Genomic DNA, 17,970 nt, shown 5'->3' with positions numbered 1-17,970 from the left:
GCCCCTTCTTCTACTTTTGCTGTGTTGTGTACCGCACCAATCCCAGTAGTCACACCGCATCCAAATAGGCCAACCTTATCAAGCGGCGCCTCTTGGTCAATTTTTGCTAAAGAGATTTCAGGAACGACTGTATATTCACTAAACGTACTTGTTCCCATGTAATGATAAATAGGCTCTCCATTATAAGAGAAACGAGTTGTTCCATCAGGCATTAAACCTTTACCTTGCGTTTCTCGTACGGCACTACATAAATTTGTTTTACCCGAACGACAGAACTTACATTCTCCACATTCAGCCGTGTATAGTGGAATCACATGATCACCAGGTTTTACTGAAGTCACTTCATCACCTACTGAAACGACAACACCGGCACCTTCATGACCTAATACAGCAGGAAATACGCCTTCTGGATCGTCACCTGATAATGTAAAAGCATCTGTATGACAGACAGAAGTATACAGTATTTTTACCAATACCTCTTTTGCTTTTGGTTCTTCTACATCGATTTCTACGATTTGAAGTGGTTCTCCTGGCTTAAATGCAACAGCAGCTCTACTTTTCAATTGAATCCCTTCTTTCTTTTGTTTTCTAATTTACTTTTCCATAATTACATATTATAATTCACTAGACAATACTGACGTTTTTGTCACTATAAACAAAACCCTAATAGAAAGAAGTGGTGATATAATGGTTATTGATTATAAAGAAAAAACTTTTTTCACTAGCAAAGATTTGGCTTTATCCGTTATAGGTGGACGTTGGAAAATAGCGATTATATGGTGTTTGCTCCAACAGGCTCCATTAAGGTTAAGTGAAATACAAAAATACCTTCCCGATGTCAATCAACGCATGTTAATTAGACAATTGAGAGAATTAGAAGAAGATGAAATAATTACTAGAGTTGTATACCCCGTTGTACCTCCTAAAGTAGAGTATCAACTGAGTGAAATTGGTTTACTTCTAGAACCCGTTGTAAACTCTATCTGTGATTGGGGAGATGATTTCAGAGAATTTTTAGCGAAAGATTCTAATAAAAAATCAGTTGAATAAAATCTAAGTTGATTCAAATTGGTAAGAGGATATACAGAGGCTGTAAACAATCCATTTCCATAAAAATCGATACAAATGTTAGGATAACGAAGGAATCGAATAATAATACTCAATTTTCTTATGTATACGATTTACACTCAAAAGAGGAAGAAATTCTTAAATGATGTGTTTGAAACATCTAAAAAACCACGAAACGCTTTCATATCAAGGTGTTTCGTGGTTTTTTTCATTTTCTCAACCCTTCTCTTCCCCTTTTCTTTTAAGTGTATTTTTCTATAAATCAATTTTCTTATTGAGCTTTATTCCATAAATAGAAGTGCAAGAGTTTCCAGAAGTACATTAATGCATAAAGAATAAAGGATGTTTTTCGTCATTTTTTAGCTGGAACAACCTATGAAATCCCCTCAGTTTTTTCGTTCATTAGCAGAGAATACGGCAGAAACTTTCATCGCACAATAATACAATTAACAAGTTTATGAGCGTAACATGTGGATGATCCCTAATCCAAAAAAATCTCATTGCAGTACGCTGAAAAAAATTAAATTGAATCAATACAAATGTATATACTTAAATTTACTGGACGATACTATAATGAAATTTCTGAGCAAGACAGACTAGGAGGTAAAGAAATGAAAGCAGTGACGTACCAAGGGGTAAGAGATATGCAGGTTAAAAATGTCCCAGATCCAGTTTTAATAAAAAACGATGACATTATCGTAAGAATCACATCAACTGCGATCTGTGGTTCCGATCTCCACATTTATCAAGGCGCATTACCAGCTCAACAAGATTATGTAGTTGGTCATGAGCCAATGGGAATTGTTGAAGAGGTTGGCCCAGAGGTTACACACGTGAAAAAAGGCGATAGAGTTGTATTACCTTTCAATATTGCTTGTGGTCATTGCCAATATTGCCAACAAGATATGGAAAGTCAATGCGATAATGCCAATACTGACCCTAACCCTTATAATATAGATACGGGCGGGTACTTCGGTTTTACAGACCGCTACGGGGATTACGTCGGAGGTCAAGCGGAATTATTACGTGTACCATATGGGAACAATATTCCCTTCATTATTCCGGAATCATGCGAGCTGCCCGATGAGTCAGTATTGTTCCTATCTGACGTATTACCAACAGCTTATTGGAGCGTCGTGCATGGTGGAGTAAAAAAGGGTGATACTGTCGTTATTCTAGGTTGTGGACCAATCGGCTTAATGGCACAAAAGTTTGCTTGGATGCATGGAGCTAAACGTGTTATTGCTGTTGATCGCCTACCATACAGATTACAAAAAGCAAAACAAATGAACAATGTGGAAACAATTAACTTTGAAGAATTCACTGATACCGGACTATATATCCGTGAACTAACAAATGGCGGAGCGGATGTGGTTATCGATTGTGTAGGTATGGATGGTAAAAAAACAATGCTTGAATCTATTGAACAAAGTATGATGATGATTGGGGGGACACTAAGCCCTCTCAAAATCGCCTCAGATGCAGTCCGTAAATGTGGTACAATTCAAATCACAGGCGTTTATGGTTCCACATACAATCAATTCCCTCTCGGTAATATATGGGAAAGAAATATCAATTTAAAAATGGGCCAAGCCCCTGTTATACATCTCATGCCAATGTTATTTGAAAAAATTACATCCGGCGAACTAGATCCAACTCAAATTATTAGTCATCAAATCCCATTGGATCAGGCAAGTGAAGCTTATCGGATTTTTAATGACCATGAAGATGAGTGTACTAAGGTTATTCTCAAACCATAAATATAAAGCAAAGTCGTGTTTGAAAGAACACGACTTTGCTTTATATTTCAATGATATTAAAAGAAAGTGGGATTACTTACATGAAGGTACTTTCAATGATTCAACCATGGGCTAGCCTTTTTCTGTCTAATGAAGCTCACTATGAAACAAGGACATGGAATACTAAATATCGTGGTTCATTGGCAATTCACACGAGTAAAAAGATTGATAGTAATGCTTGCAACAATGAAATAATTCATTCTATACTCAGCAAACAAGGATTGAACACCAACAATCTACCAACCGGTAAGATTATTGGTGTATGTAATCTTATAAATTGTTTAAAGGTAATAGAAGACAACCAAACGAATGCAGTATTGGAAGATGGACGTATAGTTTCAGGAAATGACTACTTTTTAGGGGATTTTAGGGTTGGGAATTATGCTTGGGAAGTTTCTAATAAAGAAATGTTAATAAATTATATACCCGCTAGGGGGAAGTTAGGCTTGTGGGATTATGATATTAATTCATTGTAGCCTAACTATAGGATAAACAAGCTACGCATTCTCTACCTGTCCTGATTGTCAAGTGACAATATTGTTGTTTAATAATAAATAAAGCCGTTTACATAACAATTAAGTTGTTATCATTTACAATAATTGCTTAGCTTTTTACAGCTAGTACATCTACCTTCCCTTGCATATTTAGCAAGGGTTTTACAATGTAAATTATATAGTTATTAAAATTCCTACATACAAAAATTAAACAACTTTATTTTCATTAGAAGACTATTATCTAACGTAATAATCCCGATCCATCAAGTGAATATTAAATGATGTGTTTATGGGTTGGGTGAAGCAGTTAAATGTATCAGTATGATAAACTTTATTTAACGACAATTATTGGAATCAATGAAAATTAATAGATTTTTGGGAGGATAAATTAAATATGTCAGCCATTCACGCTGCTTATTATGACTTAATGGGAATGTCCTATTTGTTAAGACTACAAAAGAACCAAAAGAATAATGCTGTACATATATTCCCTTTAGCTAGGGACATATGTCTAATAATATATCAAATAAATAAAGAACTCTTTGATGATTCTATTTCTATTGATCCAAACATAAAAAAAATTAGACATCGCGTCAAATTATATGAAAAGCGCGATAACATAAAAATATATAATCGAATAATGGATTTTCATATTAATCAATTTGGTAATGATATAGATAATTTAGGCTTTTATTTAAAAGAAGGACAGTTAGTAGGGAGTACTATCTATCCAACTTATATATTTATTGATACTGATTTTTTTCCGGATTTATCACAAGAAAGTCAAATTGACCTTAAGAGTTTTTTTGTAAAGGTCGGTGAGACAATAAACTTACTAAAGGAAAAGCTAGTAATAGATTCTAATGGTACATTAAAGTACTCAGAATTCCCGATATTTGTTCATAATGATGAAAAGAATTATAGAGATAAGGATATTCATGATTCAGTGTTTTTTATTGGAGAGGCAGAAGAAAAAATAATAATAACCAGGTTAATCTTGTCTCTTCAGGAGGCTTCGACTTGTATATGGCTTTATAATATACTTCAATTGAATACAACTGAATTAAATCTAGATAAATATATTTTAATGAGATTATCATCTATAAAAATAGATGAAGTTATGGACAATATAAAAAACATGAATAAATTTTTGAAAGGGAAATTTACTCAAATAGATGAAAGTTACAATTATGAATTTTCTCGTTTGATAAGTGATTATGATAAAGATATTGGAGAAGAATGTAGGGTATTAAGGAACATGATTCATTATAATAAAAATGATGTAAACTTTCTTGATTATTTACATATAAAACTAGCTGATGATAGTACATATATCGATGGACTATTAAACAAAATAATAAATAATTATATGGAGCCATTATGTCTATTAATAACTAATTACCTGGATGTTGATAATAAGAGAAGTATGAATGACTGGGAAAAGATTTCCAAACGGCTTTATTCAAGGCTAAGTGGGATTCTAAGGAGGTAAATATCATCTATTATATAGGGAAATTCTTTATTAGTATCGAGTGACAATATTACTTTTAAATTAAAAATAAAATCGTTTAAATAACGGTTAAGTTGTTATCATTTACAATAATTGCTTAACTTTTTACAGCTACTACACTTACCTTCTCTTGCATATTTAGCGAGAGTTTTACAATTTTTTTATATAGCCATTACAATTCCTATATAAAAAAATTAAACAACTTTATTTTTACAAAAAGACTATTATCTAGCGTAATAATGCCAATCCATCAAGTAAATATTAAGCATCTTTATTGTCACTGTACACCAATAGAAAATTCACTGTTTAGAGCAACTTCTAAGTACATACTAATGATTCATAAAAAATATTGAACTTACATTTCTTTTCTCTAAACCTATATTTTTCAACTCTCTTTGTAGTTCCTTGAAAGTTCCCTTTATAATACTTGTAGCAATCCACACTGCTATATTCATTCATGCAAATTTAACACGTGACATGATGTGTTAGTTTCTCTATCCGCTTTGCTAATCAAAAAGTCTATTTTTTCTGTCGTTGACTTCAAGAATAGCGAAATCCCTATGCTATTCTTGAATCTCATACTATCATTTAGGAATGCCAAATTTCTATTTTTAACTACTTATACAAAGAAATAACATTGATAAATATATCGCCATAATGGACCACCATTCCATTATTTTGAATGCCTACTCTAAATCAATCGTTTAAAATCCCTTTCAAGCTGATATATCCCTGCATATTATTTATAACGATTTATCGTTTTTGCTGCCCACATAAACAACGATATATATCCATCATAAATATAACCATAGTGATTTCATTACAGCTAGAGTAATAAGTGTAAATATTCGTTTCCTGATAATCTGCAATAAAGCTTTTAAGACATTATAACAACTAGCTCAAATTAAAGGACTTGGAGTAGAATTGTCCTTACAATCTTCTCAACTAAGCATACTTCGATATCTTAGCTATAGATATTCGATTAGCTAAGACATCTATCACTCCGAACGATTGTTGATTTGTAAGTCTGTAAAAATGAACTAGGTCAGCAGCCACTACATTAATACATGTAAAACTTGGACTGTGAATATCTTACAAATAAACAGTCGAAGTTTTTAAAATTATGACCACTAATATGTATTAATTAAGACAAATCCCATTGACCGAAATCCATGTTAAAAGTTTATTAATAACAGATAAGTGTATTGCACTCCTTATAAAAACGTCTTTAAAACACAATATCAATACTACATAAACTTTAATAGATATCGGCCAGTAGAAGTTAGAACGTCTCTTTAAAATAGTCTCAACAAACAAAATTTATATTTTTAATAATATTCATCCGAATAAGACATAGCTACACGTAACGCTTCGCCAGTACGTGATCCCTTGTTTTGAATAGAATCCGATGGTATTCCCGAGTAACAGATGCGGCCTCCATATTTACCCGCATCTGGACCCATATCAATCAGCCAATCTGCTTGTGAAATAACGGTTAAATTATGCTCAATCAACACTAAAGTATTCCCCTTATTTACCAAATCATTAAATAACCTAAGCAACTTTAATGTATCCTGTAAATGAAGTCCGGAAGTTGGTTCATCCAAAAAATAGATTTGACCAGTATTCTCCAACTGAAATGCTAATTTTAAACGTTGCAACTCGCCACCAGATAAGGTAGTCATTGACTGACTTAGATTTAAATAATCAAGTCCTACCTGTTTTAAATTATCTAGCTTTTTATAGATATTTGAAATGTCTTTAAAAAAATCCAAAGCTTCATAAATCGGTAATGAAAGTACTTCATAAATATTTTTTCCTTGATATTTATATTGGAGAGCTTCTTTGCTATATCGTTTTCCGTTGCAAAGTTCACATGTTTGAGTCACAGGATCCATAAAGGCCATTTCTGTAATTGTCACCCCTTTTCCTTTACATTTTGGACAAGCCCCTTTTCCATTAAAACTAAATAGTTGTATGGATACATTATTCTCCTTCCCAAAGAGTTTTCTAATTGGAGATAATATATTTAAATAAGTTGCTGGTGTCGACCTTATATTTATACCTATGGAGTCTTGTTTTAAATCAATATAAAGGTTCGGAGAAACCTGCCGTTTCACTGCGTTAACTAAAGTACTTTTTCCCGAACCTGCAGGACCTGATATTACTGTCATAATTCCAACTGGAATTTTAACATCTACATCATGGACATTATGAGATTCAATATGATTCACCTGAATATATTTAGAAAAAGATCTTGTTTTTTTGAATTTTATGGGTTGTTGAAGCATTCTCCCTGTTATGGTATCCGATTCTAATAACTCTTGATAACTTCCAGTAAATGTTATATAACCTCCGTAAGTCCCAGCTTTTGGTCCCATTTCTACAATATAGTCAGCCATTTCTATGATGCTAGGATTATGTTCAACTAATATAACTGTATTACCTTGTTCTTTTAGCTTAGTTAGTGCTTGTTTAATAAGGATAATATCATGTGGGTGTAACCCAACACTAGGTTCATCAAAAATATAAACTAAATCAGATAATGAACTGCTTAAATATTTTGCAATTTTTATTCGCTGAGCCTCGCCACCTGATAAAGTGTCTGTTCCACGATTTAGGGATAGATATCCTAAACCAATATCAATTAATGCGTTTACTTTTGATAATATTTCACGCGTTACACCCTTGGCTATTGGTTCTGTGATTTTCTGAATAAATCCAACAAGATGAATTAAATCCATGGAACAGACCTCTGCAATATTATATCCATTAATTCGGCTTGTTAATGTTTTTGAATTTAACCTTGTCCCCTTACAATTCGGACAGTTTTTTTTAGTAACAACAGCTTCAATTGCTGCTTTGTGATGTCGACCTTCAGCGCTTTGAATAATGGAACGTTTTATCCTAGGTACCAAGCCTTCATATAACGCAGTTTTCCCCCATTCTTTAGGAGGGTTTTCTAATTTTTGACGCGGGGCATGCATAAACATTTCAAATTCTTCTGGAGTATAGTCTTTAAGTGGTTTGTCCAAATCAAATAAACCACTATTGGCGTATCCTTCCCATCGCCAAGTTCCTGGTCCAAAACTAACGAAAGTAATAGCTCCTTCATTAAGTGACTTGTTCTTGTCAATTAATAGGTCTTCGTGAATCTCATCGATATATCCTAATCCTTGACAGGTAGGACACATCCCTTGAGGTAAATTAAAAGAATAATGTTCAGAATATCCAATGAAAGGTTTGCCAATCCTAGAAAACATTAATCTTATTAACGAATAAATTCCAGTATAGGTTGCTAAAGTGGATCTAGCACTTTTTCCAATCGGTTGTTGTTCGACCACAATTGCTACTGGTAAATGTTTAATATTTTCCACATGAGGTTGACCATATTTCGGTAAATATTGTTGTGTAAAACTTGGAAATGTTTCATTTAACTCCCTCCTTGATACTGCAGCTAGTGTATCAAAGACAAGTGATGATTTTCCCGATCCTGAAAGACCAACAAACACTGTCGTCTTTTTCTTTGGTATCTTTAAATGAATATTTTTCAGATTATTTTCTGTAGCATTAATTATTTCAATAAAATTATTTTCAAAAGCATTTAACATGATATACCCCCTTTTTATCCACCAATATAAGTAAGTAGAAATGTCTCTTTTTTAGTATCAATATTAGCATTAGCTTTTTTAGTTAGTGTACGCTTTCTTATCTTTTGTAAACAACATTTTTTTACAAAAATAAAATATTTATGTAACATCATTATCCATTCTAAGCCCTCTCTTCTTTTAAAGTGGCACTCATTATTAATTCACTAAATGGTTCTTATTTCAAATAAATACATCTGTAATGGATGGAATATACTCTTATCTAAAATACTACCGATCATCTGCGCTAGAAATACTAATATGATCCCCTTTAAAATCTATATGATTGCATTTCTTGATAATTAAATTGATAGCTTGGAATTATTAATGATTTATTTATTATATATAAGAAAATAGATTATTTGTGTTATTATATTTACCTCTCGTCTTTTATTAAATTTACGATTTTATAGAAACTTAAGTATATAAGACAATTTGTATTAATCTCCTGTGTATATGTCATGCTTTCTAAATAATAAACTAAAAATATTCTTCAACATATATTTTTTAAACGACTTCTTGATATGAGAAATACCTTCCCAATACTCTTTCTCTTTCTACAATTGACTCTCAACAAAATTCCATTCGCCTTTAAGATCAATAACATGCATTGAAAAACAAATTCTTATTTCTTTAACTTAGGACTTCCAATCCTCCTATTGCAACAAATAATGGTATTGTAATAGGAGGATTTACAATTTTCCCATTATCAAACTGATAAAATAGCCAGTACAAAGAACCACCTCTCTTTTTCAAAAATAAAGATTTTATTGGATTCCATCACCATTAGGCAAAAGTCACATATATTATCATGGATTGTTATTCATAGTTATGGTCGGAGCACCCTGGTCAGGTGCTCTTTTTTTACCCATTTAATAAAATCGTTATTTCAAATGAACACTTACTTATCAATTAATCACCTCTTTTTTCAAAAATAAAGATTTTATTGGATTCCATCACGATTGGGCAAAAGTCACATATATTATTATGGATTGTTATTCATAGTTATGGGCGGGGCACCCTGGTCAGGTGCCCTTTTTTTACCTATTTAATAAAATCGTTATTTCAAATGAACATTTACTTATCAGTTAAAATCTTTCTATAAATTGTATAGAGTTCCATGGGGAATTGTTGATATATATAACCCATCTGCTGAAATCACTATAGGATTGTAATATCCAGTAGATGTATAATGTTGTTGCATATGAGGATACATATAAGGATACGTGTGTTGTTGCATATGAGGATGCATTTGTTGTTGCATTTGCATTGCATGATGAACAGCGTGAAGAGTACCTTGCGCTGCACTATATGATATAGCCGTGGTACCTGCTTGAGGACGATACCTTCTAATTAAGCCATTAATACCAGGATAATCCATAAATATCCAACCCTCTTTCATTTGAATTACTACAATTTATGTTATGACGATGGTTTTCTAAGTGTTAAATATAGAATCTAATTTATTTTTTTATTACCTACCTAGTAAGGGTTTTATTTAAACTCGTACATACAATACAATCGTAGTCACCTATTTTCATCATTAGCCTTGGCCATAAAGCGCCTCTCTCCCAAGGTACTCTTTAATTTTAAATAAGGATTTTGAAGAATATATTTTACCTCAAGACAACTAGAAGACTTTTCTAATTCTATTTTCTGCTTCAAACCACTATAAACATATATGTATAACTATTTTCTATAGAAAACCAACTCAACTTTGACAGAGGCTCCCAAAATAGACATGGTAAAATTTTATCGGAATATTTATTTTTTAAAATACATGTAGTTCCTGGAAATGATATTATTACTGCACTTAATTCTTTACTATCACGAAATCTTTTATTGTGTCCCATCTTTATCGCTTTCCTTCCAATTCCCTCACTAATACTATGAAATTCGAATACAGGAGCTTCTATCCATAAAACGCACGACATATTTCCTTGGAAGTAAATCTACCTCTAAATGTTCATAGTGGATGCACATTTTCTTTACCAAGCCCTAAACGGAAAAATTGAGTTTTGATAACACCGAAGTTCAGTTTTATCGTTTAGAAAAGGATCTACTTTCTTGAATTGATGGACATGGAGTACCAGAAAATGGCCATCATCCAAAAAACGAAAATGAGTTCATCTTCTCATAGGTAGCCATGAAAAATGAACTCATTTTATATCTATCAATATTTTTTATTGATTAACTGAGAACCTGCCTGATAGTATACTTTCATTACCTCTTTTGGAACCATACTCCCTCCAGTTCCCCATACTATATGAATACCTTGGTTCAATTTTTTTGTTAAGTCATTATTTGTTATATATCTTTGTCCTTCTTTAAACAATTTGATTGGCCCAATCATACCCGCTAATGCTGATGGTTCCAACTCTATACCCTCTGTATCTACTAACCCTTTTAGTAACTTATATAGGTGATTATCGCTAATTGTATATATACCACTTAAAAATGGCTCTATTGTTTTACCTACAAATCCAGATGCTCTTCCCACCGCAAGTCCATCTGCATCTGTTTTATTGTCAATTCCAAAATCTTGCACGGAGATTCCATCATGCAATCCTGTCATCATACCTAATAGCATACAAGGAGAATGAGTAGGTTCTGCAAAAAATACATGCGCATTATCACCATACAATAACTTTAAACCAAACGAAACACCACCTGGACCTCCACCTACTCCACATGGCAGATAAACAAATAGAGGACAAGACTCGCCGATTTTTATTTGAAATTTCTCTAATTGTGTATGTAAGCGCGCAGCGGCTACAGCATAGCCTAAAAATAAATGCCTTGAATTTTCATCATCGATAAAATAACACATCGGATTCTTATCAGCTTGTTTTCTTCCTTCTTCTACGGCTTTACTATAGTCCGCTGTATATTCTATAACATTAACTCCTTTACCTCGAAGTAAATCTTTTTTCCACTTTTTCGCATCTGCTGACATATGAACAGTCACATTAAAGCCTAACTTCGCACTCATAATACCAATACTTAAACCTAAATTTCCAGTGGAACTCACAGTAATAGAATAGTTTGAAAAGACATCCTTGAACTTTTCACTATCTAGTCCCTATGGTTAACTTTAATGTAACAGAACATTAATTACATTATCACGATCTAAAAATATTGCCTTCTTTTTCGTCAAGTTACGCTCTCCTTACCTACATATTTTCTATCAAAAAATCTGCAGTATAACAATTATTAAGTTCATAGTAGCATGAATGATAAATGAGACTAGTAACCTATTAGTACGTACATATATTGCGGCAAGTACAAGTCCGATTAGAAAATATCCAAATACAAAAGGAAAATCAAAATGCATGATAGAGAAAAAGACTGAGCTAATTAATATACACCCAATTTCATTAAATTTACGACTTAGTATATTTATGGCCGCGTAACGAAATACCAGTTCCTCAACTAACGGAGCAAGAATTACAATTGATATAAGAGCAAGAGGAGCTATAGTTGCAGCTTCAATATTACTTGATGTATTTACTGATTGTGTAGTTAAGTGAAATATACTCTTATCTAAAATACTACCAATTGTCTGCGCTAAAAATACTGCAACAATTCCTATTAAAATCCATACGAATGAGTTTCTTGATAATTTAATCGATAACTTCGAATCGTTCATCGCTTCTTTCTTATATACAAGAAAAGTGAATGTTAATATGAGTGAAAACCCTATTAGTTCCCAATGAATAAGTAGTTGCTGAATTGCTTGCTGTTGATTTCCCTTAATATCATACCAACCTGTCTTTGCTAACAATTGTACTCCTATAATCCCAACAAATTGAGTCATTACAAAGTATATGAGTATAACATAACCTGATTTATGTAAATTACTATGATTCATTTTACTATATTCACCTTTCATTTACCTCCAAATATTATATTATCAGAATTTTAAATCCAAATAGTATTATCTACTCTTCTTTAAGAATTTTATATATACCTGTAGGTTTATACATAACAAGATCCCCTTCACTATTGCTGACTCTTTTTGTTTCAAAGTAGATTCGGTATTCTTCCCCATCTTTTTTTATCTCTGATACTAACTCTTTAGTTATCCAGTAACTTCGATTCAGCAGATCTCCTGGTACAGCAGTCATTCGAAAATTTTTATTATCTGTATTTAATTCTTTCGCAACCATATCCTCTGCAACTTTCACGTTACTCCTAGTTAGTTCCATCCTTATCTCATGATTCTTTTCTTGTTCCGCCCTAAATTCCTGAGCAAATCTAGTACCGATACAGAGTAATAAAATTATGCCCATAAATATAAAGAATGCTTTTGCATTGAACTTTTCCATTTCCATAACATCAAATCCTTTCACTTCTTAATAATGCGAAACTATTTTATTATTGTTTACGGTGAGATAACCGAGAGAAACAATATATAACTACTGCTATATATAGAAAAACCGTAAAATTATCAATAGCTATTAACGTTTTTTCTGATACGGCATCAATCATAATTATCCTCCCAATACCAATATTTTGGCTACTATAATAGTCCTAACTTTAAGTTTAATTTCCAGCTTTGTTTAGTTTTTTATAAATTCACATGTTGCAAATATTCAACTAAGAAGTATCCGCTAAATCCTTCTAAAAACACCACTTGCGAGCCACTACTCGTTTTGAATTGATCCGTCCGACATGTCCAAACTTTACCGTCATAGTGTGCCGCTTCTCCGCATGTATGCATCACTACTTTGTCACCTACTTTTAATTCATCTATTACTCCGAATATCGTTCGATAACCTTCTTTATATTTCCGCTTTATAAAATCAACTTGTTTCCAAGTTCTAACGTTTCCGAACCGTTCTTTCATGTAATCCAAGCAAACATGATCTATATCTTCCGGTGGACCAGAAAAGTAAGTGAAAGATTGCTTCCCTCCACTCGTTGTATAAATCATATCTACTCCGCCATTTTCATTCTTTATCATTTCAAATGAAGGTTTCTTTTCCGTTCCCCTTTTCGTTTAAAATAGCGCTTTTATTAAGATTTTAAGTATCCAATTTCTCTTGCATACTCACGCATGTTTTTCATCGCTTCTTCTGTCCATCCCCAATGCGTACAGTACAATCCTCCATAACCGTTTAATCCGTTCGAATTATCATTCCCATAAATGTAGTGTGTAAAATCCTTTACTAATCCCCACATTGTGCCGCCGCTTGAAAAGTACATTTTTTGTATTTTCGTTTTATAATCAATTCTTGTCATATTCATAGAAACATTTGTATAGTGATCAACAAACCGCAATGATTTACCATTGAGTACAAAATGAGCTGTTCTATCTTTATAGTGAAGTAACCCTTTTCCATTGAATGTATTTTTATCATTATTTGCAATGTATTTAATTAGTGCATTCACAATTTCAATCCGTTTTTGCTTGTTCATTTACTCCAGCTCCTTCTCGACAAAAATCAAGTAATTAAACAAATTCTTTTATTACGAAATTCATTTTTATTGAGTTGTAAGTAATCCCCCTTCTGGATTTAATAAAGGTTCTATTACAACTCCACCATCAAATCCTGCATTTCGAACTACTTTCAAATATTGAACTTTTGTTTCTTCATCAGTGATAATAAAAGTATATTTATCTATCTTTTTTGTGGAAAAACGATTATCTTTTACTTCTTCACCTACATATGGTTTACCATTCGCTTGAAACAAAGGTACAATATCTACTCCACCATCAAACCCTCCATTTCGAACTACTTTTAGCTATTGAACTTTTGTTTGTTTATCGATTAAGACAAGTGTATATTTATCAAGATTTATTGCCTTAAATCTTGAATTTGAATAATCGCTTTCTGCTGGTAATTGTGATTTAGTCCCAACAGAATTTTGTACTGTTGATTCTTTACTAGATATGTTAAAACCAGTGCATCCTCCTACCATAGAAAGTGCTATAACACATGACAATTTCATAATAAATTTTCTGTTTTTCATTAAACAATCCCCTTTTGAACAGTTTTCATCATAACGCTTTTGTACAAAACTCAAATTGTATTAAACTGATTTTATTCTGTGGTGATTCCAATAAACATTGATAAATTCCCAGTAATCTTTTCACCCACTCTTAAAAATAAACCCGCTGGTTCCCCACCAATTAAATGTGAACCTATTAATAATTTACCTGTATAATCTCCATCCCACGTATCTATAGTACAGTCGGGCATTTCTATATACTTTTGATAAATTTTATGTTGTTGCTCATAGTAAGGCGTTTTATCTGCGGCTACTTCTTTTCCATCATTAATGATGGAAACACCACCGCCTTCCCTTCCAAATGTGGCCTTTTTCACATAATCTATATCATTTTCTTCAAATTTGTCCTTTGAGAAATAACTTGGTAAGAAGTACTTTTCTATAATTTTATGTTCTTGTTCTGTAAACCATTTATTTTGCTCGTGAAGTTGCCAGATAAGAGCTAGTACACCTTTATTTTGAATTAAGAATGCTGAAGGAGGATTAATGATTTTCACTCTCCCCTGTGCAATATGATCTAAAAACATAAGGCCAATTGATTTTCCGCTATAGTCCTTATCTTCTAATAAGTACTCTAATGGATATAATCGATACAAATATTCTATTTTGACACCATCTGGTGTATATAACCCATCGTCTGCAACTATAATACTCTGTATCCCCACATAATCACTGGGCTGAGGGCAATATTCTCGAATAAATTTTACTGTTTGATAGTCTTCTTCATGCCAATCATAACTAGTGAAATGTATAACATCATGAGGCTTTAATTCATAATCAGTAATAATTTTATACCACGTTTTTTCTAGCTTCTCTTCTATGCAGTTTGGATTTATAACTTGATGATGATCACATAATACTTGATTAGCTACAGATGGCTCCAAATAGCCGGTGGGTGTGTCTGCATTAATTTCTATTAGTTTGATTTCATTGTTTGCAACAATGAAATCAAACCTAGTGAAATATGAAAATAAAACATCATAATTTGTTCTAGTCACTTCCCATAATTCGGTGGGCAATTTTAATTGTAAAAAACCATCGTGACTTTCTAGTAAATATTTATAAACCTTTTGAAAAATGGTTTTTACTAATTCAGTTACTTCTATAATATTATTATATTCCTCTTTTTTGATTTTTTTGATACCAGTAGACATATACTGACACCATTCATTATGCTCTAATAAGCTTGGCCAAGTAAAACCACGTGTACAAGCTTGCTCAGATAAAGCAAACCATTTTTTCATATATTCTTGTTGCTGTTGATTGTCTAACATTTTGTCTCCTCCTATAAATTAAGATCCAGCTGGAGCTTTTGCATTTCCGATACCACTAGAACCACTAGTAACCTTGCTTGTTGAAGATGGTTTTGATGGTTGAGTTGGATTAGTTGTTTTCGGTGTAGATGCGTTACTTTTATTCGTGTCACTTTTATTTGTAGAAGTAGAATTATTTGCACCTCCACTACTTGTAGCAGCACTTGTACTTGTCCCTCTCCCTTTTTCCTTCTCTTTTTCTTTCGGTACTTCTGGTAAAGGTTTTTGTGTCATTGGTGGTCTATATGTATGGTTAGTATTATTATTAATTTGCCCTGGATTTTTCTTATTTAATGAATTAATTAACATCATACCAGCTGCACCTGCGGCAAACGGAACTAAGGCGGAACTCCAACCATTATCATGCTCTACACTCGGATTATTCTGTTTGTCTTCGTGCTTAACAGGTCCTGCAGTTGGCATCTCTTCAAAACACTCATTTTCATTTATTTGATTAGAAGTACATTGTTTTTGTGTTTCTTTATTATCAGTTGTGTCTTGGTCAACTGATAGTGAATTATTTTCTTCGAGATCTCCTACGCATCCCGTTAATAAAGCTGTTGAAATCCCAAGGTTTGCAGCGATTTTCATAAATTTTTTATTACTCATTTTCATAACTAAAGAGCCTCCAATATTAACTTTATAATTTTTATATAAGGATTATATGATTATATAATCAAAAAAAATTCCCTACTACCTAATTTATGCTGCTTGCAAATGCTTTAACCCAATCTCTAACGCACCTGTTCCTCCAAAACCCTGATTGAATAAAAGTGGGACATCATACTTCTTTGCGTATTCTTTTGCTACATCAATAGACACATGGCCACATGCACCTTTCTGCACTACAATAACATCACATTTTTTTATAACACTACGAAACGTTTTCTTTACACCACCATGATTTTTCCCATCATGAAAAATTACCTGACAATCTCTTTTTTTCGCCAATTTCTCTAATGTTCTACCATTTGAACCACCTAAAACTAGAATTGTACTCATTTCCATTCACTCTCCACATCTTTAGTTTTTTTATATGTACTTGGTGATACTAATAATACAATTGTGCAGATGACAATATTCAGCAATACCACACCCACTATTAATATAATTGCGAAGATTGGTAACAATAGCATGAAAATAAAACCACTTACAAGCAAGCAGATGAATATAAATCCATTGCTCATGTCTTCATAACCATCTAATCCTGTTACAATATCTAAACTGTGCATCCAAACTGTGATACTATCCCAATTTGTGATCAACAGGTATCCACTACCTACTAATAAAGCCCAGCCAAATAATGTCCCTAAAAGCCCCGAGCCTCTTCCAGAAGAATATCCTGCAAAATAGTTTGCTGCGGTTCCAAATAATAATCTCATTCTTTTTACCTCCACATCTATATCATTTCACTAATATATATAAATATCATTTAACCATAACTTTATTATATCAGAAGATTATGAATATTCAATAAATATTTTTAGGTACTCTTTATATTTTTTAATAAGGGTTGTGATTTTTATTCACAACCCTTATCTTTCAGTTAATCCACAGGTACTTCTTCTTGACCATGTGGTATTTGTTCAATTGGTGTTACAATTTGCGCATACTGATTTACCTGAATTTTAAATTGTCGTGGTTCCAAGAAGTTTACCTGTTGTATTAAAACCTCTATATGAAATGTATCTACTTTTTTCCCACGGTCAATTTTGGTAATACGTGCATTGTAAAACTTATCTCCTTTTAGGAAATATCTTTGAACAGCTTCTGTAGCAAGCATACGTTCATTACTTGTCATTTTCATTGGTTCAATACCAAATCCAGCCTTAGAAAACAAATACGGAACATCATAACTACTATTAGAAATTTTTAGTAGTAAATCCTCTACAGTTTTTGTTTTCGCAATATATTCTTCTTCTTTTGTATCAAATCCCTTTGGTTTATCTCCAAGTATCTCGATTTCATCTTGATTTACTTGTTCTTCCTCTTGCACTTGTGATTTCAGCATATAATCATGAATGGTATTATAGGTGGCAACACCTGCCACTAATACGATAATCCCCAATATGACCAAGTACTTACGAGGCATATTGGATAAAATGTTGATTATTTTCTTCATCT

Annotated in this window: 16 protein-coding genes and 3 pseudogenes; 4 read left to right on the top strand and 15 right to left on the bottom strand. The window is 32.5% G+C overall.

What is annotated here, in order from left to right; translation table 11 throughout:
* On the bottom strand, positions 1-563 hold a 563-nt coding region (locus BAQ44_RS14430; RefSeq protein WP_148662574.1), incomplete at its 3' end, for an alcohol dehydrogenase catalytic domain-containing protein.
* Between the two features lie 124 nt (positions 564-687).
* Here BAQ44_RS14430 and BAQ44_RS14425 point away from each other — a divergent pair.
* The 4 genes from BAQ44_RS14425 to BAQ44_RS14410 all read left to right on the top strand — a co-directional run bounded on the left by BAQ44_RS14425 (position 688) and on the right by BAQ44_RS14410 (position 4,853).
* Positions 688-1,050 carry a winged helix-turn-helix transcriptional regulator gene (locus BAQ44_RS14425; protein WP_000234131.1) on the top strand — a complete coding sequence of 121 codons (363 nt, stop codon included), beginning with the start codon at positions 688-690 and terminating at the stop codon, positions 1,048-1,050.
* A gap of 629 nt (positions 1,051-1,679) precedes the next feature.
* Positions 1,680-2,828, top strand: a complete 1,149-nt coding sequence (locus BAQ44_RS14420; RefSeq protein ID WP_000649094.1) for a zinc-dependent alcohol dehydrogenase — start codon at positions 1,680-1,682, stop codon at positions 2,826-2,828.
* Between the two features lie 80 nt (positions 2,829-2,908).
* Positions 2,909-3,343 carry an ASCH domain-containing protein gene (locus tag BAQ44_RS14415; RefSeq protein ID WP_000866541.1) on the top strand — a complete coding sequence of 145 codons (435 nt, stop codon included), beginning with the start codon at positions 2,909-2,911 and terminating at the stop codon, positions 3,341-3,343.
* Between the two features lie 412 nt (positions 3,344-3,755).
* On the top strand, positions 3,756-4,853 hold the full coding sequence (locus BAQ44_RS14410) for a hypothetical protein (RefSeq protein WP_001273064.1): 1,098 nt from the start codon (positions 3,756-3,758) through the stop codon (positions 4,851-4,853).
* A gap of 1,346 nt (positions 4,854-6,199) precedes the next feature.
* Here the strand turns inward: BAQ44_RS14410 and BAQ44_RS14405 are convergent.
* From BAQ44_RS14405 to BAQ44_RS14340, 14 genes and pseudogenes are all read right to left on the bottom strand, one after another.
* The gene (locus tag BAQ44_RS14405; RefSeq protein ID WP_000930527.1) at positions 6,200-8,482 is read right to left on the bottom strand and encodes an ATP-binding cassette domain-containing protein; all 2,283 of its coding nucleotides are present in this window, start codon (positions 8,480-8,482) and stop codon (positions 6,200-6,202) included.
* Between the two features lie 245 nt (positions 8,483-8,727).
* A pseudogene (locus BAQ44_RS31420) lies at positions 8,728-8,880 on the bottom strand (CPBP family intramembrane glutamic endopeptidase); the annotation flags it as partial.
* Between the two features lie 737 nt (positions 8,881-9,617).
* Positions 9,618-9,920 (bottom strand): DUF3947 family protein, encoded by a 303-nt coding sequence (locus BAQ44_RS14400; RefSeq protein ID WP_373983968.1) that lies wholly within the window; start codon positions 9,918-9,920, stop codon positions 9,618-9,620.
* 771 nt (positions 9,921-10,691) lie between these two features.
* A pseudogene (dsdA, locus tag BAQ44_RS14390) lies at positions 10,692-11,597 on the bottom strand (D-serine ammonia-lyase); the annotation flags it as partial.
* Positions 11,598-11,705: 108 nt separating this feature from the next.
* A complete protein-coding gene (locus BAQ44_RS14385; RefSeq protein WP_000675653.1) occupies positions 11,706-12,410 on the bottom strand; it encodes a CPBP family intramembrane glutamic endopeptidase in 705 nt (234 codons plus the stop codon).
* 49 nt (positions 12,411-12,459) lie between these two features.
* Positions 12,460-12,852, bottom strand: a complete 393-nt coding sequence (locus BAQ44_RS14380) for a hypothetical protein (protein ID WP_000425110.1) — start codon at positions 12,850-12,852, stop codon at positions 12,460-12,462.
* Positions 12,853-13,088: 236 nt separating this feature from the next.
* Entirely contained in the window at positions 13,089-13,484 is a 396-nt protein-coding gene (locus tag BAQ44_RS14375) for a hypothetical protein (RefSeq protein WP_000594391.1), read from the bottom strand.
* Positions 13,485-13,537: 53 nt separating this feature from the next.
* Positions 13,538-13,939, bottom strand: a complete 402-nt coding sequence (locus BAQ44_RS14370; RefSeq protein WP_001041411.1) for a YoqU family phage-derived protein — start codon at positions 13,937-13,939, stop codon at positions 13,538-13,540.
* Positions 13,940-14,005: 66 nt separating this feature from the next.
* Positions 14,006-14,494: pseudogene (locus BAQ44_RS14365) on the bottom strand (hypothetical protein).
* 71 nt (positions 14,495-14,565) lie between these two features.
* Positions 14,566-15,807, bottom strand: a complete 1,242-nt coding sequence (locus BAQ44_RS14360) for a glutathionylspermidine synthase family protein (RefSeq protein ID WP_000886565.1) — start codon at positions 15,805-15,807, stop codon at positions 14,566-14,568.
* A gap of 18 nt (positions 15,808-15,825) precedes the next feature.
* On the bottom strand, positions 15,826-16,461 hold the full coding sequence (locus BAQ44_RS14355; protein ID WP_000784093.1) for a hypothetical protein: 636 nt from the start codon (positions 16,459-16,461) through the stop codon (positions 15,826-15,828).
* Positions 16,462-16,548: 87 nt separating this feature from the next.
* A complete protein-coding gene (locus BAQ44_RS14350; RefSeq protein ID WP_000426064.1) occupies positions 16,549-16,854 on the bottom strand; it encodes a DUF2325 domain-containing protein in 306 nt (101 codons plus the stop codon).
* Positions 16,845-17,228: a hypothetical protein gene (locus tag BAQ44_RS14345; RefSeq protein ID WP_001237723.1), complete on the bottom strand. Its 384-nt coding sequence runs from the start codon at positions 17,226-17,228 to the stop codon at positions 16,845-16,847. The genes BAQ44_RS14350 and BAQ44_RS14345 overlap by 10 nt, the downstream gene beginning before the upstream one ends.
* 164 nt (positions 17,229-17,392) lie before the next feature.
* The gene (locus tag BAQ44_RS14340) at positions 17,393-17,968 is read right to left on the bottom strand and encodes a hypothetical protein (protein ID WP_033656677.1); all 576 of its coding nucleotides are present in this window, start codon (positions 17,966-17,968) and stop codon (positions 17,393-17,395) included.
* Between the last annotated feature and the right edge of the window lie 2 nt (positions 17,969-17,970).

The organism is Bacillus mobilis (genome assembly GCF_001884045.1).
In the GTDB taxonomy this organism is placed as follows: Bacteria; Bacillota; Bacilli; order Bacillales; family Bacillaceae_G; genus Bacillus_A; species Bacillus_A mobilis.
This window is presented reverse-complemented; position numbering and strand designations above follow the sequence as displayed.

What these genes read in the sequence shown, in the direction of transcription:
- BAQ44_RS14370 (WP_001041411.1), bottom strand. Translation starts at nt 13,939, where the DNA reads ATGAACAAGCAAAAACGGATTGAAATTGTGAATGCACTAATTAAATAC.
- BAQ44_RS14350 (WP_000426064.1), bottom strand. Translation starts at nt 16,854, where the DNA reads ATGGAAATGAGTACAATTCTAGTTTTAGGTGGTTCAAATGGTAGAACA.
- BAQ44_RS14360 (WP_000886565.1), bottom strand. Translation starts at nt 15,807, where the DNA reads ATGTTAGACAATCAACAGCAACAAGAATATATGAAAAAATGGTTTGCT.
- BAQ44_RS14345 (WP_001237723.1), bottom strand. Translation starts at nt 17,228, where the DNA reads ATGAGATTATTATTTGGAACCGCAGCAAACTATTTTGCAGGATATTCT.
- BAQ44_RS14400 (WP_373983968.1), bottom strand. Translation starts at nt 9,920, where the DNA reads ATGAAAGAGGGTTGGATATTTATGGATTATCCTGGTATTAATGGCTTA.
- BAQ44_RS14355 (WP_000784093.1), bottom strand. Translation starts at nt 16,461, where the DNA reads ATGAAAATGAGTAATAAAAAATTTATGAAAATCGCTGCAAACCTTGGG.
- BAQ44_RS14380 (WP_000425110.1), bottom strand. Translation starts at nt 12,852, where the DNA reads ATGGAAATGGAAAAGTTCAATGCAAAAGCATTCTTTATATTTATGGGC.
- BAQ44_RS14405 (WP_000930527.1), bottom strand. Translation starts at nt 8,482, where the DNA reads ATGTTAAATGCTTTTGAAAATAATTTTATTGAAATAATTAATGCTACA.
- BAQ44_RS14425 (WP_000234131.1), top strand. Translation starts at nt 688, where the DNA reads ATGGTTATTGATTATAAAGAAAAAACTTTTTTCACTAGCAAAGATTTG.
- BAQ44_RS14410 (WP_001273064.1), top strand. Translation starts at nt 3,756, where the DNA reads ATGTCAGCCATTCACGCTGCTTATTATGACTTAATGGGAATGTCCTAT.
- BAQ44_RS14340 (WP_033656677.1), bottom strand. Translation starts at nt 17,968, where the DNA reads ATGAAGAAAATAATCAACATTTTATCCAATATGCCTCGTAAGTACTTG.
- BAQ44_RS14420 (WP_000649094.1), top strand. Translation starts at nt 1,680, where the DNA reads ATGAAAGCAGTGACGTACCAAGGGGTAAGAGATATGCAGGTTAAAAAT.
- BAQ44_RS14415 (WP_000866541.1), top strand. Translation starts at nt 2,909, where the DNA reads ATGAAGGTACTTTCAATGATTCAACCATGGGCTAGCCTTTTTCTGTCT.
- BAQ44_RS14375 (WP_000594391.1), bottom strand. Translation starts at nt 13,484, where the DNA reads ATGATAAAGAATGAAAATGGCGGAGTAGATATGATTTATACAACGAGT.
- BAQ44_RS14385 (WP_000675653.1), bottom strand. Translation starts at nt 12,410, where the DNA reads ATGAAAGGTGAATATAGTAAAATGAATCATAGTAATTTACATAAATCA.